Raw genomic sequence first — 18643 nt, 5'->3', positions numbered from 1 at the left:
GACGGTCCGTGATTATTCCGACTATTGCCCTTCCTTTATCAGTTGTCGGTACTTTTGCCTTTATCTATTCGGTTATAGCATCGATAATATGTCTTTAATGGCTCTAACGCTTGCGATGAGTTTTGTCGTGGATGATGCAATAGTAGTGCTTGAAAATATCACACGACATATGGGAAAAGGCGAGAGTAAAATAGCAGGATGTATTAACGGTACTAAAGAAATAGGATTTACTATCGTCTCAAGGACTTTATCCCTAATGACGATATTCATCACAATATTATTTATGAGCGGAATTTTAGGGAAGCTACTGCACGAACTTGCCATTGTTATTACTACCTCTATTTTGCTTTCGGGAGTTATCTCGATAACCGTAACTCCTATGTTATGTAATGTGTTTTTGAGGGATCGTCATTGCGAGGAACGTAGTGACGAAGCACTCTCAGGGCAACCAACCGAGATTGCCACGGCGCCTTTGACGCCTCGCAATAACGACCTACCACTAACCGAAAAAGCCTTTGAATATGTCAAACAAAAATATGGTAGCAGTCTAACAACAGTAGTAGAGCATTCAAAAACTACTATGCTTATATTTTTCTCTTAGTAATCATCGCAACGGCTTATTTATTTGGGAAAGTACGCAAAGGCTTTATGCCTTATTCCTATACGGGACAAATCTTAGTTTTTACCGACGCCGCTCAAACTATTTCTTTTGATGCGATGGTGCAAGAACAACAACAAGTAAGTGATGTATTACTTAAAAATCCTAATATAGATTCATTTTTTTCTGCCGTAGGTGTTTCAGGTAGAAACTCTGCCGTAAATCAGGGTACGATTTTGATTAGCTTAAAACCTCGTGATCAAAGAATAGGAGCTGACGCCGTTATAGATCAGTTACGTTCAAAACTAAATCATTTAGTAGGTTTAAGGGTATATATCCAGAACGTACCTACTATTACGATCGACGGACCAGCAACCAAAAGCCAATATCAATATACTATGCAAGAACTCGATCAAGATGTGCTATTTAGCTTTGCACCGAAATTAAAGGACAAGCTCGCACGACTGCCAGGTTTTATTAACGTAACTTCGGATTTACAAATAGCACAGCCATAAACTTTAGTGCAGATTGATAGATATAAGGCTGCAAAACTCGGTATATTAGTCGAGCACGTCCAGAATATCTTATATGCAGCTTACGGTGCTGAGCAGATTTCCACATTATATACCCCAACAGCTCAATATGACGTTATTTTAGAACTAGATCCTAAATATCAAACAGATTCATCAATGTTATCTTTAGTCAATATTAACTCCACAAGCGGCAATTTAGTAACGCTAACTACCCTTGCTAAAATTGTTAACACTGTTGGCCCGCTTAGTATTTCACATTTCGGGCAATTACCTTCAGTTATGGTATCATTTAACCTGCAAGATGGATATTCAATTAGTGATGCCGTTCCAAAAGTTAATCAAGCAATAAGAGAGTTACAAATGCTGACTACGATTACGGGAAGCTTCCAAGACACAGTTCAGGCATGTCAGCCGTCTTTTTCCGATCTTGGCTTATTGCTTGGACTTGCCGTTATAGTTATTTACATCATCCTTGGCATGTTATATGAAAGTTTTGTGCATCCTATAACTATACTTTTAGGACTACCTACCGCTATATTGGGAGCATTACTCGCTCTACTAATATTTAATAGCGAACTTGATATGTACGGATTTGTCGGACTTATAATGTTAATCGGTATAGTGAAGAAAAACGCTATCATGATTATCGATTTTGCCTTAGAACTTGAGAGAACTGGCAATAAATCTTCGGCATGCAGCAATTTATGAAGCATGTATTTCAGACCGATTATGATGACTACCCTAGCTGCCTTAATAAGAACTATGCCTATTGCGCTTGGAGTCGGAGCAACAAGAACAGAGAGAAGATCACTAGGACCTGCAGTAGTGGGAGGTTTACTCACACATTGCAATTACTTACTCTTTATACATCACACCGATAATTTGCCTATATTTAGAAACAGCTAAGAAATGGTTAAAGCATAGCAATTATAAAGCTGAAATTAGAAACTATCCGGAATTAAATTGGAAATCTTAATGTTGTTGTATGGCGCGAGAAACTCGTTCGGCGTTATACCGTGGCTTGACCACGATATCCAGAAAATAACTAAAAATACTAATAATATTAGTATTTTTGACTAGCTCCCGTGGACAAGCTACGGCATGACAGTGGCATCAAGCGTGTTCAGTATTCGGCATCGTGTTCTCTTCTCCAATAACCGTAATTTCATCACTATCATAATTAAATGTGTCCGTTGTAGAAGGAGTAGACGGTACAGGCGATGTGCTTACTAACGCATAAGACTTTTGATCTAATCAGATGCGTTTTTTAATAAATAAGGTGATACAAATTCTAGTATGTCCTTACCGCTTCTTTTATAATTAGCAAATGAGTAAGCAACACAAATACCATAGTCATTTAATAAATGCTTGTGTCTTGTCTGTTGAATGTTGTTTTGCAGATTCCACAGCTCTTAAAGCATATAATATCTGTTCTCTTGTTGCTTGAATAGAAAAATCATCTGAAGTCATACCGTAAGCTTTTTCAAGCTCTTGATCTTTAAAAATGTAATTTTTTTGTTAATTCTTTTATTTCAGTAACAATAGGGTTTTGAAGGCCTTTTATAAAGGTAAGACTAGCAGTACTTGCTGAGAGTTTACTTTTCATAATATACCTATTAATAAATTTAACATATTTCTATATTCAAATATTAATTTTTATTAATAAATAATAAACCTATTGGTAGTGATAAATATATCATATCAGAGATTGCTGTATATATCTAAAGACTGGAGATTTCTGCTTTTAGCTAAGAATAGGCTTATTATATCGAACAAGCATTACTGCCGTTATCATCATCTTCAAGGATAAATTTTTGCTTTACCTTAGAATTGTTATTATACGGCTTACTATTTTTTACCGGTGGATAATTTACAGGCTCATAATTTGTAACGGGCGGGGCATAATTTTGATTTACTACAGCATTTGGACAAGTATATTTTGATATATCACGCTTAGTTTCTCTAAGCATGGCTTTTATCTGATTTAATTCCTCTTGTATCTTTTTTTCTTTATCACTATCGTCTTTTCTAACCTTTTTATTCGCTCTACTTAAAGTCATATCATCATCGGATTCAGCGAAACCGGCTTCTGCTTTTTGCCTTGCTATATCCCTTTTAATCATCTTAAGATACATTTCACGATTTCTCTTTACAGGATCGATTCTTTCTCCTCTTAAAGGACTATCACTATCATAGTCATCATCGTTATCATCATCAAGATTATCTTCTACTATATTCTTTTTAGCCAAAGTAATATATTTATTATTATATACAGGTTTTCTCTTGCCGCCTTTAGCACCTTTGCTATCAACCAATCTGTTATTTGCTGATCTTTGAAAATAGCTTCTAAAATTATCTGTACAAGCTGAAAGTAAAAACATTCCTAAAAATAATATTATAATTTTTTTTAACATATATTTATATTATTCCAAAACTTTTATTAGACTTCCTGTACAACTTAGCTAATAAGGAGGAATTTGTAGAAGACACGGAACACAGCACCGCAGCGTACGCTTTGGTACGTGAGGATACGAGTAACGGATCGACGCACAAATTACCCTTAGAAGCAAGTTATGCAGAAAGTCTAATATGATTAATGCCACATAATAGCTAAACTTGCAAGAATAAAGAGCCGAACTGCTATGTGCTTAATTAAATTATTGTTATTCTGAGGTATTTTTGGTCTTGTTGTATGTCTCCACCCCATCATCACAAACGACTAAAAGGCGCGTGGCAATCTCAGGACTTTAGCACGAGATTGCTTCGTCAAAACTTACAGTCTTTCCTCGCAATGACGGAAAACAAAATCTAAATCACCTCTTCTATTAGGTTACTTAATAGCTTATGCCCTTCTTTTCTTCTTTTTAATAAATTTTGTGAAGCATCCTCTAATATTTTTGGATTACTTATCAATTCGAGTATTTTATCTGCTAATTTTCCTGCAGAAATATTATTCTGCTCTAAACACCATCCTGTTTTTTCATCTTCCAATAATTGTGCATTGTAATATTGATGATTATCCGCAGCACTAGGCAGTGGAATAAAGATTGCCGGCAACCCTATATAGGTCAATTCTTCTATAGTAGACGCTCCTGCTCTTGAAATCACTAAATCGGCTTCTTTATATTGCAATGCCATATTATCAAAAAATTCAGCAAATGCATAGGTAATGTTTAATTTCGAGTATATATCTTTTATTTTTACTTGATCATCTAATGCCGCTTGCTGGATTATATTTAATTCAAGACTTGGCTGTTTTTGCATCAAAATTTGGATACTTGCAGGTATCAGCTCTGAAAATAACTTAGCTCCTTGACTACCGCCAAAGATGAATATTGTAAAAAGCTTGTCATTCCGTGGCTTAACCACGGAGTCCAGTGCTTTTATTAAAGACTTTTTGGACCCCGTGGTCAAGCCACGGGACGACATTTCTATAACCTTTAATTCCCTAATATTCTCTCTAACTACCCCACCGGTAACTACTATTTTACTTTTTGCAAATTCCGGTAAATTCTTTATCTTTGCATAAGAAATAGCTATCTTTTTAGCAAAGCTTGCAAAAAATTTATTAACTTTTCCAAGGTAAGAATTCTGTTCATGAATTATAATCGGTACTCTTAAAAAAATTGCCGCAAACATTGGAGCTATAACAGGATAACCGCCAAACCCTACAGTAACGGAAGGCTTCATATTATATAATAATTTAATAGCCTTTAAAACTGCAATTGATAACCTAGGTAAAAACAAGAAAATATTACCTGAGCGTTTTAAATCTAGGATATGAAAAATTACTTTCATATCCTGCTTTATATATTGTTTGCATCTTAAATCAGTAATAAAATGAACTTCATAGCCACGTTTGATTAATTCTTCTCCAAGAGCAACTGCCGGAAAAAAATGTCCCCCCGTCCCTCCTGCTACCAAAATGATTTTTTTCATATTTCAATATTACGAATTTTGTACGAATTTAACGGCGTTCGGTATCTTGTAAAGCCAAGAAGCATACCGGTAGCGATAGCTATTGCAAGCGTTGAAGAACCACCGTAACTAATAAACGGTAATGTCATACCTTTAGTAGGAAGTAAATGTAAAGTCACACCCATATTAATTATTGCCTGAAGCCCTAATTGTGCAATTATACCGCTAGCAGCGAATTGTACAAATTTATCTGTTTCGTTTAATAACTTAATAAGACTTCTTAATACTATAAAAGCAAATATACCTATAACAATAAGGCAAATAATAGCTCCAAACTCCTCACCTGCTACAGCAAAAATAAAATCCGTATGCGAGTCGGGTAGTACCTGCTTGACTGCCCCCTCCCCTGGACCTCGTCCATATAACCCGCCATGCTCAAACGCCTTAAGAGACTTACTAACTTGATAATTCTCGCTACTATCTGGATCTAAAAACGAATTAATTCTTTGCGTTACGTGCGGTAACCAAAAATAAGCAATAGTTACTCCTATCATTCCTAAAAAACCGGCTAAAACAATCCAAAATATCGGCATACCCGCAATAAACAGTTGAATACCAAAAACTGCCGTAATCATTACAAGCATTCCAAAATCCGGCTGAATCATTAAGAGAATAGCAACAATAGAATAAAGTATTACACAAATCGTAAAACTTGGAAAATCATCATTAAATTTTAGCGATAATATCCAGCCTGTAACAACTGCAAAAAACGGTTTGATAAATTCCGAAGGTTGAATAGATAGACCTAGAATATTAATCCATCGCACTGCGCCTTTTACTTCATAGCCAAAAAATTTAACTGCTATTAATAAAACTATACTAGCAATAAATCCAACTATTGCAAAACGCCTTAACCATTTTTTATTAAGACATGAAAATAATAATATAAGTCCTGAAGCGGCAGCTAAATAAAACATTTGTCTAGATGCAAAATAACTTTCTTCAAGACCTATTCTACTTGCTACTGCTGAACCTGAGGTAGTCACAAGCATTAGACTAAAAGCAAATAAGATAATTAAAGAAATTATTATTTGCCTATCGGTACTCCGCCACCATAATTTTATAAAGTTATTAGATATTTCGTTATGCATATTATAGTTATTCAATTATGGCTATATTTATAATGTTATTGCAGGGATCGGAAAACACCCTCGATGTCACTCCGTGGCTTGACCACGGTATCCAGAAAAACAATAAAAAATACTAATATTATTTAGTATTTTTAACTAGACCCCGTGATCAAGCCACGGAGTGACAGGATACTACACAATTTTATAAACAACTCGCCACGCTCTTCAAAATTCTTAAACTGATCATATGAGCTACAACTAGGTGCTAACAAGATATTTTTTATCTCCGCGTTATCACCTACTGCATCCTTATAAGCAAGATCGAAAGCCTGCTCAAGATTATCACATATTACAAAATCTACTATATTCTTAGCAGTATTTGCAAATATTTCTTTAGCTTGACCATAAAAATAAGCTTTCTTAATGTGACTGAAATAAGGCTTTATTTCCTCAATACCACCCTCTTTAGGAATTCCTCCCGCAAGCCAGTAAATATTATCGAGTGCTTTAATTGATTGCACGGCAGATATGGCATTTGTCGCTTTACTATCATTGTAAAAACTTATATTATTTATACTACCGATATATTGCATTCTATGAGGTAAACTTTGAAAACTACTTATAGATTCAAGTATTTTTTTAGGTTCTACTCCTATTATTTTAGCTACTGCATAACTTGCTGCAATATTCTCACAATTATGAACTCCTTGCAGGTTTTTATTAAAAGGTACAGCATAATGCATAAAGCTTGATACAAGCGAATTTTGCAGGTCTTGCCTGTGCTCACGTATTTTTATACACTCCGGCTCCGCAGGCTCACCTTGAAATTCATCTTGTCTAAAACTTTCTGAATTATGCTGTAATTCAAAACTTATATCATCACAAAAATTAGCGCTAATTTTATCATCAACTACCGAAATACCGTTTTCAAGAATTTGAGCAACCGAAAAAGGAATTAGCTTTATACGCTGCTCTTGCTGCAATTTTATAAAGACTTCACGACAATAATCATTATCGATATTAATTACCGCATAACTCTCTTGATCCATTCGATCAAAGATCTTAGATTTTGCGGCAATATAGCAGGTCATATCCTGATGTCTATCTAAATGGTCGGGAGTTATATTAAGAAGCACGGCTATTTTAGCTGTAAAGGTTTTTACTAGATCTAGCTGAAAAGAAGACAATTCAAGTACATATCCATCCTTACTTGCTTTAGCTTGCAAAGCAGAAACTCCAATATTACCGGCAACCGGATAGTCTAAACCGCTACTATTTAAGATATGGCTTATTAAAGCAGTAGTAGTACTTTTACCGTTTGTACCGGTTATAGCTATAAATTTTAAGTTTTTTGATTTTGCAAATAATAAGTCTATATCGGAAGTGATTGGAATATTAAAACTTTTTGCAATATTGACTATCTCATGCGTTAAAGGAATTCCAGGACTTAAGACAATTGTATCTAAATTTTGCCATCTTGAATCAGATAAAGCAGCGATAGCGGTTTTACTATATAATTCTTCAAATATATCTCTATTTGCTTTTAAATCATCATAAACAATTACATCATATTTATTTTGCAATTCCTCGTAAACCGATATACCAGTTTTACCAAGCCCAAAAACACCTATTTTTTGTTTTGTATGAGAATTCATGAATTAATTTGAAAAAACATTGCAGTCTTAGTATTCAAGAACAGGTATACTTGATCAACTTCAAAAAGAGCAAGGAGTTTACAAGTCGAGGAGCGGAGCATATACTTAATACGTAAGCACCGCAGCTCTTGTAAAACGACTTAGCCAATTTTTGAAGTTAATCAAGTATACTAATGCATGTCCTGCATTAATGCTTGTTCACCTTCATTAAATTCACCTTGTCCTTTTACATTACTGTAAGTTGTTTTGCTATGTCCAGGATCAGGTAAATAATAATGAGGCGGAACTTCTAGTGCTTTAGCACGCTGTACTTGATACTCATTAGGTCCAACTGTTGATATACCTACGGTTTCTTTTAACTTTTTACTACAAGCAGAAGTAATTAATAAAACAGTAAATAATACAAAAATCTTTTTCACTTAAACACCTATAAATTAAAATTAAAATAGCCTCCTTGCAAAATGAACTTCTAGAAGTAATTTGTACGTCAATCCGGTACTTGAATCCTCAAGTAGGTCTACTACGCTACGGTTCTGCATTCTGTGTTTCCTTCAAATTGCTCTCTATAAGTTTAATTTTGCAAGGAGGCTATTTTATCGTTACCACCCTTATCGGTATTACGAATTTTTTCAGCCATAGCTTCAATTTGAGCATTATCATAATTCCCTTTAGCCTTTTCTTCAATAACTTTTTTAGTACTATAATAATCTTCTATTAAGATAATTACTCCTATTATAATAAAGCAATCAGCTAAATTAAATACGGGAAAGCTATAATTCTGATAATGAAAATGGATGAAGTCAAAAACTGCTCCTCTAAAAAATCTATCAATTAGATTACCAACAGCTCCGCCGATTACAAAGCTATAACCGGCAAAGCTTCCGATCGTTTTTGAACGTATCATCAAATAATATAAATAACAGACAATAATCGTGTTCGTTATTAAGAAAATAGCATTGCTATATTGATAATATTCACGCATTAGACCAAAGCTAATACCGTAATTCCAAGTATAAACCATATTTAAGAAAGAAGTAACCTTAAGCATTAAGCCCGACTTCCATCTCAAATTATCAATAAACCACCATTTACTTAACTGATCAATAATCACTAAGGTTATTATTATACGACTACTACGAGCAAATGTGAGATATAGTTTTTTTAATAGTGGGAGCATAATTGTAAATGTCATTCCCGCGAAAGCGGGAATCCAGAAAAAACAACCTTAATATTAATACAAAATTATATATTTGATAAAATAAACCTATAAAAAACAAGTTTTTTATAGATTTTACTAGATTCCCGCTTTCGCGGGAATGACATAAGAGTCGTACAACACCCAGTTGATTACGGTATGACAAGGATTCACTCTACAATGAAACTGTGGCTGCTTTATCAGCTTGTAATTCCTTATCAAGCTTAACACTTAAAGTTTTTATTTCTTTTTTAAATTGTTTAAATTTCTCTAAATTTTTTCCGTTTAATTCTATACCCGGTGTTGTTTTAACTGACATAGGATTAACATGTTTGCCATCAATTTTAACTTCATAATGTAAATGTGGAGCTGTAGCTCTGCCGGTACTTCCGACATATGCGATGATTTGTCCTTGTTTTACGATACTTCCCACTTTTAAATTTTTTGCAAAATTTGAAGCATGCGCATAAGCAGTAGATAGCGTACCGCTATGTTTTACCTGAATAAATTTTCCATAACCCGACTTCCAACCTATTTCTGTTATAACTCCGTTTCCTGCGGAATATATAGGCGTACCGGTTGGAGCTGCAAAGTCAACCCCCCTATGCATTTTAGTATAACCGAGTATCGGATGCTTTCTATTACCGTAATGTGAAGAAACTTTTATAACTTTTAGCGGAGTTTTAAGTAAGCTTCTTTTTACGCTTTTACCGTCTTCGGAAAAAAATGCATGATTATTTGCGTTATTATCATGAGAATAACGATATATATTATATTCTTTCCCTGAAAGATTTAATGAAACATATAGAATTTTACCGTGGTGGGAAAATTTACCATCTTCCGTTACGTATTTTTCCGTTATTACGGTTGCAGTATCACCGCGTTTTATTTGACGCTGAAAATCGATTTGATAAGCATAAGCATTAATCAGCTCTATTATACTGTTATCCGATAAGCCCAGTTTTTTAAGAGCTGACATAAAATTTGCCTCAATACTTACCGACGATTTAGCAACTTTTTTACTTAAAGGTACTACAATTTCTTCAACTTTAAAATTATCACCTTCTCTAATTACTTCAATAGTTTTTAGCTTATCGATAATTATAACGATTTTATTTAAGAATGCTACCTCTGAGGTTAAATCTTCATCCTCGTTTTCGATAATTTTTGTTTCATATTCAAAAGTAATTTGCTGCCCTATTTTAAGAGCAGAAGATAATTTTCCTTCCTTTATTAAACTTACAATTTTGTCTATTTCATTTTTAGGGATATGTTGTTCTATCAAAATTGACTTTATAGTATCGCCTTTTTTTACTACTACTTCTTTAAATGAAATTGTTTCTTCTTCACTACTATCAGGTTGTACTAAAGTTATGGATAAAGTGTTGTTAACATAATTATTAACAGCAAAAGAGACAAAAATAACTAATCCTATAAATAATAATAAGGAGGCAGAGGTGAGGATTTTCCTGAGACGTGCACTAATAAAAGATGATGGTAATATGCCATTAAAATCATAAGATAGTGCGGTATCATTCATTAAAATTGCTCTGAAGATTATTTGAATCAATTTTTCATTACTAGTAATAATATGAACTATATACAAACAAATTACAATAGAAAATTGTAAAATTTTGTTTTATTTCTGTTTTAATTAGTTTTTTTTTGATTAAAATTTAATTTTTTATATAAGTTAATTTTCATTAACTTATATAGAGACATATTATGCCTAGACTTTTCCTATTTGTATTAATTTTTTATTAATTTTTATAAATCTTATGTCCTGCTCATCTAGCCATAATACTGTCAAATTACCCAAAATAGAATATTATGAGAATATTTCTTTAAATAAAAACTGTATAAATAGTAAAATAGTTCTAGTAGGAGGTTGTTTTGATTTATTTACATTACGGTCATATAGAATTTCTACGCAAAACTAAAAAACACGGTAAATACTTAATCGTTGCTTTAGAGCCGGATGAAACAATTATTAAATATAAAAAACGTCAACCTATCCATAATCAATTACAACGAGCAAAAATTTTAAGTTCTTTCACATTTGTTGATAAAGTACTTATATTACCTAAACTACAAGATTTTAATGATTATGCTCGGTTAGTGCAAAATATTTGTCCTTCTGTAATCGCCGTAACAAAACACGATCCTCAGTTAATCAATAAATTCAAGCAAAATTAAGAAATGCGAAAGTAATAGAAGTTATTGACTTACTGCAACATCCTAATATAGGTACACTTTCTAGCTCAAATATTATTAAAAATATGTAGTTTTTACAAAAATTTATCGATTTTTACTTTAATAAAACTGTATATCCATTTATATTAAACGTAAATAACTTTATATGTGCTATGAAAAATATTATTAGACATTTTTCCAAACCAGCTTATAGAGAGGAATTTAAAGAAGACACTTCCCCTCGAACCGCAGAGTACAAAAGCGTAAGTGAGGATTCGAGTACCGGATTGACGTATACATTACCTCCAAAAGCGAAATTTGGAAAAATGTCTATTGCTTTAATTTGTTTTTTGATTGTTAGCTGTAATTGCTTTGCTTCCGAGCCGTTACCTTGGCAAGTAACGTTCCAGCCGCCGGCAAGTCCGATTATGGAGGAATTACATCATTTTCATAATTTTCTGCTTTATATCTCAACAGCTATTGTTTTATTTGTTGCCGGATTACTTGGCTTTGTATGCATCAGATTTAATGCAAAAAATAATCCCGTACCGGCAAAATTTTCACATAATGTTTTAATAGAAATAATTTGGACTGTAATACCTATAATAATTTTAGTTATTATTGCAGTGCCGTCTTTTAAAATATTGCGTCATGCCGAAAAAATACCCAAAACGGATTTAACTATTAAAGTAGTAGGTTATCAATGGTATTGGCATTATATATATCCTGATCATGATAATTTAGAATTTGATAGCGTAATGATCTCTGATGAGAATTTAAAACCTAACCACAAAAGATTATTAGATGTTGATAATCGAATTGTTATCCCTGAAAATGCTACCGTAAGGTTTCTCATTACCGCAGGTGACGTAATACATAGTTTTGCCGTTCCATCACTTGGATTTAAAATAGACGCAGTCCCAGGCAGAATAAACGAGACCTGGACAAGAGTGGCTAAAAAAGGCGTATATTACGGACAATGCTCCGAACTATGCGGCATCCATCACGGCTTCATGCCGATTGCTATAGAAGTAGTCAGTAAAGAGGATTTCGACAATTGGATTGCAAGCAAGAATAAGACTGCTATGAATGGCAAGAAGCCAAAATTGGTAGCTAACTAATTATATTTAGAAGTTCTATGGAAAATTATAATACAAAAATATCTGAACTAGATAAATTACTAAACGATATAACCGATTCTAATCGACATCAAGAAATTATTAAGTAGTGATGATGCAGCAGGTAAAGAAGCATGGTAATTTATAACGCAAGTATTTTATAAACTAAAACTATTACTTTAAATTTTTTAATATATGACTAACCACAATAACCCTTATCCCCATCTTTTTCCTAAACAAGCAAAAGAAACGATATTTTTAAAACATTTTATCCATAATCTAAATATAATAGTCGGAAATTACACTTATTACAATGACGCTAATCACCCTGAGAAATTTGAATATGAAAATGTTAGAGGAGCTTATTTTGCTAAATTGATTATAGGAAAATTTTGTGCTATTGCTATGGGTACTAGTATAGTATTGTTGTCGGTAATCCTGCAAAGATATAGATTTCCTGATGAGATAGTTGAGCAATTACTTGAAATTCAATGGTGGGATTGGGATTATGATAAAATCACTCGGAATATTCCGGCAATTGTTGAAACAGATATCGAACAATTAAAACAGGCAGAATAACAATTATGGATATAACTACTACCGAAATTTATCACGATGGCCACCACACCCCACACGGTTGGAGGCGATGGCTTTTTTCTACCAATCACAAAGATATCGGCATTATGTATATCATATTTGCCGTTTTTGCCGGAATTGTCGGAGGTTTGTTTTCACTGCTTTTTAGGTTAGAGCTTGCAATGCCCGGCGGCACTTTCTTAAATCATGATTTCCAGCTATATAACGTGCTTATCACAGCACATGCGGTTATTATGGTATTCTTTATGATTATGCCGGCTTTGTTCGGTGGCTTTGGTAACTATTTCGTACCTCTGTTAATAGGGGCTCCCGATATGGCATTTCCACGCCTTAACAATATCAGTTTTTGGCTACTAGTGCCTGCTTTTCTTTTACTTATGGGATCAGCTTTTGTTGACGGTGGGCCAGGAACGGGCTGGACGCTCTACCCTCCTTTAAGTAATTTAAGCGGTCACCCCGGTGCAGCCGTTGATATGGCCATTTTCAGTTTACATTTAACCGGTCTATCGTCAATCCTTGGATCAATTAACTTAATCGTTACTATCTTTAATATGAGAGCTCCGGGAATGGGCCTTTTCAAGATGCCGTTATTCGTTTGGTCTATTTTAGTTACCGCATTTCTAATAATTCTTGCGATGCCGGTACTTGGTGGAGCTATTACTATGCTACTTACAGATCGTAATTTTGGAACTACTTTCTTTAAGCCTGACGGCGGCGGTGATCCTGTATTATTTCAGCATCTATTTTGGTTTTTCGGTCATCCTGAAGTATATATCGTAATACTTCCAGGCTTTGGTATAGTAAGTCAAGTTATTTCAACTTTTTCACGCAAACCTATATTCGGCTATCAAGGTATGATCGGGGCTATGGTGATCATAGGCTTTGTTGGATTTATCGTATGGGCTCACCATATGTTTACTGTTGGGCTTTCTTATAATGCACTTATATATTTCACTGCCGGAACGATGATTATAGCAGTTCCTACGGGTATTAAAATATTTAGCTGGATAGCGACTATGTGGGGTGGTTCGATTACATTCCCAACTCCTATGCTATTTTCGATAGGATTTATTATATTATTCACGATCGGCGGCGTAACCGGCATAATCCTATCAAATTCGGCACTTGACAGAGTTCTGCACGATACATATTATGTTGTTGCACATTTCCATTATACGATGTCGCTCGGTGCTTTATTTACGGCATTTGCAGGCTTTTATTATTGGTTTGGCAAAATATCTGGTAAACAATATCCGGACATTTTAGGCAAAATTCATTTTTGGATTACCTTTATAGGCGTTAATTTAACTTTCTTCCCGCAGCATTTCTTAGGTCTTGCGGGCATGCCAAGAAGAATACCGGACTACCCTGAAGCTTTCGCCGGCTGGAATATGGTTTCGTCGATAGGAGCAGGTATTTCTATGTTTGCTGCCCTTTATTTTGTATTTATCGTTTTCTATACGCTAAAATACGGCAAAGATTGTCCAAACAATCCTTGGGGAGAAGGAGCAGACACATTAGAGTGGACACTTACCTCACCACCACCGTTCCATACTTTTGAAACACCACCGCATATTGAGGGGTAATAGTGGCTTTGCTGCGTGGATGCCAAGTCATCATCATTGCGAGGAGTTGCGTTAGCAACGACGCGGCAATCTCATAAGATAATATAAAAAAACTCCTGAGATTGCCACGTCAGCATAAATGCTGGCTTGCAATGATAGGACCTTTATGAACTGTCCGGTACTATGAAGAATGACATAGCTAACAGAAAAATAATAAAATGATAATAAAATGTATAAAAAACCGATAATAGGTGTTACACCTGATTTAGCTCAAAATTGTGAAAAATATACTTACGCTGCTTTTCCATGGTACGCCTTGCGAAGAAACTATACCGATGCGATTATTGCAGCCGGCGGTGTACCGCTATTATTACCTTATCAAAGTGATACAATAAATCAGCTTATGGAACTTGTTGATGGTGTTGTAATGCCAGGCGGTGATGAGGACATACATCCTAAATTTTATGAGCCGGAATACGCCGAAGATATAGTAGTTTCCAATGAAGAACGTGATAATTTTGAGATATTAGTTTTAAAGAAAGCATTAGAGAGAGATATTCCGGTTTTAGGAATATGCCGAGGTATGCAGTTATTAAACGTTATTTTTAAGGGTACGCTTATTAAACATATTCCCGATTATATTGAAACTGTAATTAATCATACACAACCTTCGCCTAAAAACATCGTTTCGCATGCAATTAATATAGAAGCAAATACTAAACTTGCTAAAATAGCTAATAACCAGCTACAAACTATGGTTAATTCGACTCATCACCAGGCTGCTAAACAACTTGGTAATGATCTTATCGTATCTGCAACAGCAGAAGATGGTATAATTGAAGCCATTGAATCAACGAAACATAAATTTGTTATCGGCGTTCAATGGCATCCTGAATATCTTAACGATAATGGAGTAGATTTAGAATTATTTAAAGAATTCGTAAAAGTGAGTAAGTAAATATTAGTTTTTAACATCATTAGATGAACATATTACAAACGCTTTATTATATTCATATCCAAACGGCCAACAACATACGGAATTTTTAGAGCGTTCATATACGAAAGTAGAACCTCTACCATTACCTTCTAGTTGATACTGACCATAAATTACAGGTCCACATTGTTCTTGCCAAGCAATTGAATATTTTACCCGATTATCTTCATCCCATTGTTGTAAACAGCCGCTAATAATACAATTCATTTCAGTCACAAATAGTTTAACCAATTTTTGTATTACCAAATCTTCTTGTTGTTCTACTTGTATATTATCACAATAAGCTATATGTGAGTTTAAATTATTAGCATAAGCTCGTGATATTATAGAGACTATAATAGTAAATAATATAATAAAAATTTTCATATGATACCTTATTTATTAAATTTATATTAAAATATTTAAAGATACTTAATAAAAAACTAATAATCAAATATTATTTATTGTACTATATTATCATTTTAAATAAGATTTCGGACCTTTGATCTGCTATATTATCGTCAAAAACATTATTTATGACTGCTGATTATTCTTTTTTGAAAAGTTTTGCTGAGTATATCATTGATAAATTAGGTAAAGATACAAAAGTTCAAATAATATTGCCTAATAATTTCTCATGCCTAGAATTAAAGAAGATTTTAACCGATAAATATAAAATTAAATTACCTATCATTATTCCTTTTAATTCTCTTATTTCAAAAAAAATCGATTCGGATTATATATCTAAAATAGAAGAATTACTTATTTTATCATCAATTATCACCGAATATAAAGAATTACCTTTGAATAAAAATGAATCATTAAAAGCTGCAGAACTTTTAAGAAAATTGTTTAATGATCTTATAATCAATAATATCGATATAAAATTAATTGAAGTCTATAACAATTCTAACTATTGGCAAAAGATTTATAAATTTCTAGAATATTGCTTTTTAAGATGGCAAGAAGAAATATCGTTTACTCAAAAACAAACTAAAGCAGTTTATAAATTAAAGCTATTACAAGAAGAAATAATAAAAATAAAAACAGGACATAAGCAGGTAATACTCGCCGGAATATTCAAGCCTAATGTTTTTTTTAAAAGATTTGAAGAAGAATTAAAGGATTACATAATTCACTATAATCCTGCCTCCAAGCAGATTAGCGATGGTATATCTTATTATGAACCTAATGACATTTATGAAGAAACTAAACAAATATCTTATATATGTAGCCGTAATAAAGACAGACGGATTGCAATCGTTACAAATAATAATAAGCTTAAAAGAGTATATTGTAATTTTTTAGACAAATATGAAGATCTACTAGGTAATGACTTAAGGCTTACTAATATAGGTGAATTACTAACGTCCATTATTAAAATATTATGTAATAATTTTGATTTAAAACTTCTATTTTTATTACTTAAAAATCCTTTAATTAACTGCCCTACTGTGCAGCAGTTAGAGTTAATGCTATCTAATAAAAACCGTTTTATATCCTCACCGAAATATTTATTGCAATTACAATTTGATAATGAGGATATAAGAGAGTATTGCCGTAACTTAATAGATATTTTATTTACCGATACTCCACACAATATACAAGCTATTCTAACCTTAACTAAAGAAATAACTGAAAAACTTTTGCCTACTATTTGGGAAAAAGAAGGAGGAGCAGAACTACTTGAGTTTTTAACAAATTTAACTGCATATAGTAAATATATAAATTCAACGGATAAAAAGGATTTTCCTAAAATTTTTTCTTTTTTACTTTCTAATATCAAGTATTACAAAAATACCGACGCTGCTAGTATTATTATAGGACGGCCTGAAGATTTAGCATTATGTGAATTTGACTTAATTATATTACCGCATTTTAATAATGAAAACTGGACACTTAGTGCTAAAGCTCACCCATGGCTTAGCAAGCAAGCATTGCAGATACTAAATATAGATTACGATGAAATTGCCCCTACTCTATATTCAGATTACTTCAATTTATTTCTACAAAATAAGCAAATAGTTATACTGAATGCTAAAAAATATGATGGGAAACTGTCAGTGCCGAGTAATTTATTTTTGAAGCTAGAAAAAGGTTCTGTGTCACCCCGTGACTTGATCACGGGGTCCAGTAATTATATGGATACCGTGGTCAAGCCACGGTATGACAAGAGTATTGAGATCCACAGCCCCTCTTTCCCAACCACCTTATCAGTAACCGAAATAGAAACATTAATAAAAAACCCATACGGTTTTTATGCTAAGAAAATTCTTGGACTACGTAAAAAAGATCATATATGGGAAGAACCTAAAATATCGGATTTCGGTAATTTGATTCATAAAGTTTTAGAGGAATATTCTAAAAATTACGACAAACAATATATTAATTTAAATTTGCTTGATAAACAAAATGCTTTAATAAATATCGGTAATCATATTTTATATAGCACTATTTTACCAAGCTACACAAAAAAAACTTGGCAAATAAAACTCACGGCTTTCAGCAAAGCTTTTATTTTATTTGATATAGAACGCCGAAAAAACTGCAAAGAAATCTATTTTGAAACCAAAGGGGAGTTACGGCTAAATATTGTAGGTCAAGATATAAAAATAATCGGTATAGCTGACCGAATTGAAATAAGTAAATCAAACAATATCACTATACTAGATTATAAGACCGGTACTATTCCGACTAAGAAAGAAATAGAGCTTGGACTCTCTCCGCAACTTATCATAGAAAGTTTGATGTTACTAGAAAACGGATTTACGAAATGTAATTCTCTGTCCCTTTTATGTCATCCCCAGCCCCTTTTGTGTTATTCCCGCGAAAGCAGGAATCCAGTTATAAATAACAATATTACTATCGCCTACGTAAAAATAACTAGTACCGAACCTTATGTGCACACAACGGAAATAACTTTAAGCATTGAGACTTTAAATAGACATAAAGCAGGATTAGTAAAATTACTTGAACATTATATTACAAATCAATTCTTTTCTTATGATTTGAATTTATCAAAGTATAATGATTATTTGCATTTGAGTCGATAGGCTAATTATGTCATTCCCGCATAGGCAGGAATCCAGTACTTTAAAACTTTTTTTAAAGCTCGATTTATCTCGCTTTACCCTAGGATTCCCGCCTACGCGGGAATATGACATAAAC

Annotated in this window: 15 protein-coding genes and 3 pseudogenes; 10 read left to right on the top strand and 8 right to left on the bottom strand. The window is 33.3% G+C overall.

Going from position 1 to position 18643, the window contains the following annotated elements; genetic code table 11:
• The first annotated feature begins 88 nt into the window (after positions 1–88).
• From RC_RS10215 to RC_RS11210, 3 genes and pseudogenes are all read left to right on the top strand, one after another.
• On the top strand, positions 89–601 hold the full coding sequence (locus tag RC_RS10215) for an efflux RND transporter permease subunit (protein ID WP_010977202.1): 513 nt from the start codon (positions 89–91) through the stop codon (positions 599–601).
• Positions 602–648: 47 nt separating this feature from the next.
• Positions 649–2037, top strand: a pseudogene (locus RC_RS02870) (efflux RND transporter permease subunit).
• Positions 2038–2106: 69 nt separating this feature from the next.
• Positions 2107–2208 (top strand): annotated as a pseudogene (locus tag RC_RS11210) (permease); the annotation flags it as partial.
• Positions 2209–2894: 686 nt separating this feature from the next.
• On the opposite strand, the gene RC_RS02860 reads toward RC_RS11210, so the two are convergent.
• Positions 2895–3545: a hypothetical protein gene (locus tag RC_RS02860; RefSeq protein WP_010977198.1), complete on the bottom strand. Its 651-nt coding sequence runs from the start codon at positions 3543–3545 to the stop codon at positions 2895–2897.
• Positions 3546–3556: 11 nt separating this feature from the next.
• Between RC_RS02860 and RC_RS07455 the strand changes: the two are divergent.
• Positions 3557–3715: pseudogene (locus RC_RS07455) on the top strand (palindromic element RPE1 domain-containing protein); the annotation flags it as partial.
• Between the two features lie 224 nt (positions 3716–3939).
• On the opposite strand, the gene murG reads toward RC_RS07455, so the two are convergent.
• The 6 genes from murG to RC_RS02830 all read right to left on the bottom strand — a co-directional run bounded on the left by murG (position 3940) and on the right by RC_RS02830 (position 10569).
• Positions 3940–5070 (bottom strand): undecaprenyldiphospho-muramoylpentapeptide beta-N-acetylglucosaminyltransferase, encoded by a 1131-nt coding sequence (gene murG / locus RC_RS02855; protein WP_010977197.1) that lies wholly within the window; start codon positions 5068–5070, stop codon positions 3940–3942.
• Positions 5067–6200, bottom strand: a complete 1134-nt coding sequence (gene ftsW, locus RC_RS02850) for a putative lipid II flippase FtsW (protein WP_016830743.1) — start codon at positions 6198–6200, stop codon at positions 5067–5069. Before ftsW ends, murG begins: the two co-directional genes overlap by 4 nt.
• A gap of 131 nt (positions 6201–6331) precedes the next feature.
• Positions 6332–7834 (bottom strand): UDP-N-acetylmuramoyl-L-alanine--D-glutamate ligase, encoded by a 1503-nt coding sequence (gene murD, locus RC_RS02845; protein ID WP_010977195.1) that lies wholly within the window; start codon positions 7832–7834, stop codon positions 6332–6334.
• A 170-nt stretch (positions 7835–8004) separates the two neighbouring features.
• Entirely contained in the window at positions 8005–8253 is a 249-nt protein-coding gene (locus tag RC_RS02840; protein WP_004995830.1) for a DUF3035 domain-containing protein, read from the bottom strand.
• Between the two features lie 152 nt (positions 8254–8405).
• Positions 8406–9011 carry a signal peptidase II gene (gene lspA, locus RC_RS02835; RefSeq protein ID WP_041471721.1) on the bottom strand — a complete coding sequence of 202 codons (606 nt, stop codon included), beginning with the start codon at positions 9009–9011 and terminating at the stop codon, positions 8406–8408.
• Positions 9012–9204: 193 nt separating this feature from the next.
• On the bottom strand, positions 9205–10569 hold the full coding sequence (locus RC_RS02830) for a M23 family metallopeptidase (protein WP_016830741.1): 1365 nt from the start codon (positions 10567–10569) through the stop codon (positions 9205–9207).
• 353 nt (positions 10570–10922) lie between these two features.
• Between RC_RS02830 and RC_RS02825 the strand changes: the two genes are divergently transcribed.
• The 5 genes from RC_RS02825 (at position 10923) to RC_RS02805 (ending at position 15460) form a co-directional block, all read left to right on the top strand.
• Positions 10923–11225, top strand: a complete 303-nt coding sequence (locus RC_RS02825; protein WP_010977192.1) for an adenylyltransferase/cytidyltransferase family protein — start codon at positions 10923–10925, stop codon at positions 11223–11225.
• A 170-nt stretch (positions 11226–11395) separates the two neighbouring features.
• Complete coding sequence (gene coxB, locus RC_RS02820) at positions 11396–12343, top strand: cytochrome c oxidase subunit II (RefSeq protein WP_010977191.1); 948 nt, start codon at positions 11396–11398, stop codon at positions 12341–12343.
• Positions 12344–12535: 192 nt separating this feature from the next.
• Positions 12536–12919, top strand: a complete 384-nt coding sequence (locus tag RC_RS02815; RefSeq protein WP_010977190.1) for an acetyltransferase — start codon at positions 12536–12538, stop codon at positions 12917–12919.
• 5 nt (positions 12920–12924) lie between these two features.
• Complete coding sequence (gene ctaD / locus RC_RS02810) at positions 12925–14523, top strand: cytochrome c oxidase subunit I (protein WP_010977189.1); 1599 nt, start codon at positions 12925–12927, stop codon at positions 14521–14523.
• Positions 14524–14731: 208 nt separating this feature from the next.
• Positions 14732–15460, top strand: a complete 729-nt coding sequence (locus RC_RS02805) for a gamma-glutamyl-gamma-aminobutyrate hydrolase family protein (protein WP_010977188.1) — start codon at positions 14732–14734, stop codon at positions 15458–15460.
• Positions 15461–15463: 3 nt separating this feature from the next.
• On the opposite strand, the gene RC_RS02800 is transcribed toward RC_RS02805, so the two are convergent.
• Positions 15464–15862 (bottom strand): hypothetical protein, encoded by a 399-nt coding sequence (locus tag RC_RS02800; protein WP_010977187.1) that lies wholly within the window; start codon positions 15860–15862, stop codon positions 15464–15466.
• Between the two features lie 149 nt (positions 15863–16011).
• Here RC_RS02800 and RC_RS02795 point away from each other — a divergent pair, with 149 nt between their 5' ends.
• Positions 16012–18528 carry a PD-(D/E)XK nuclease family protein gene (locus RC_RS02795; protein ID WP_010977186.1) on the top strand — a complete coding sequence of 839 codons (2517 nt, stop codon included), beginning with the start codon at positions 16012–16014 and terminating at the stop codon, positions 18526–18528.
• The last annotated feature ends 115 nt before the right edge of the window (positions 18529–18643 follow it).

The organism is Rickettsia conorii str. Malish 7, from assembly GCF_000007025.1.
GTDB classification, from domain to species: Bacteria; Pseudomonadota; Alphaproteobacteria; order Rickettsiales; family Rickettsiaceae; genus Rickettsia; species Rickettsia rickettsii.
Note: the sequence above shows the minus strand (reverse complement) of the source record. Positions and strands in the feature narration are given on the sequence as shown.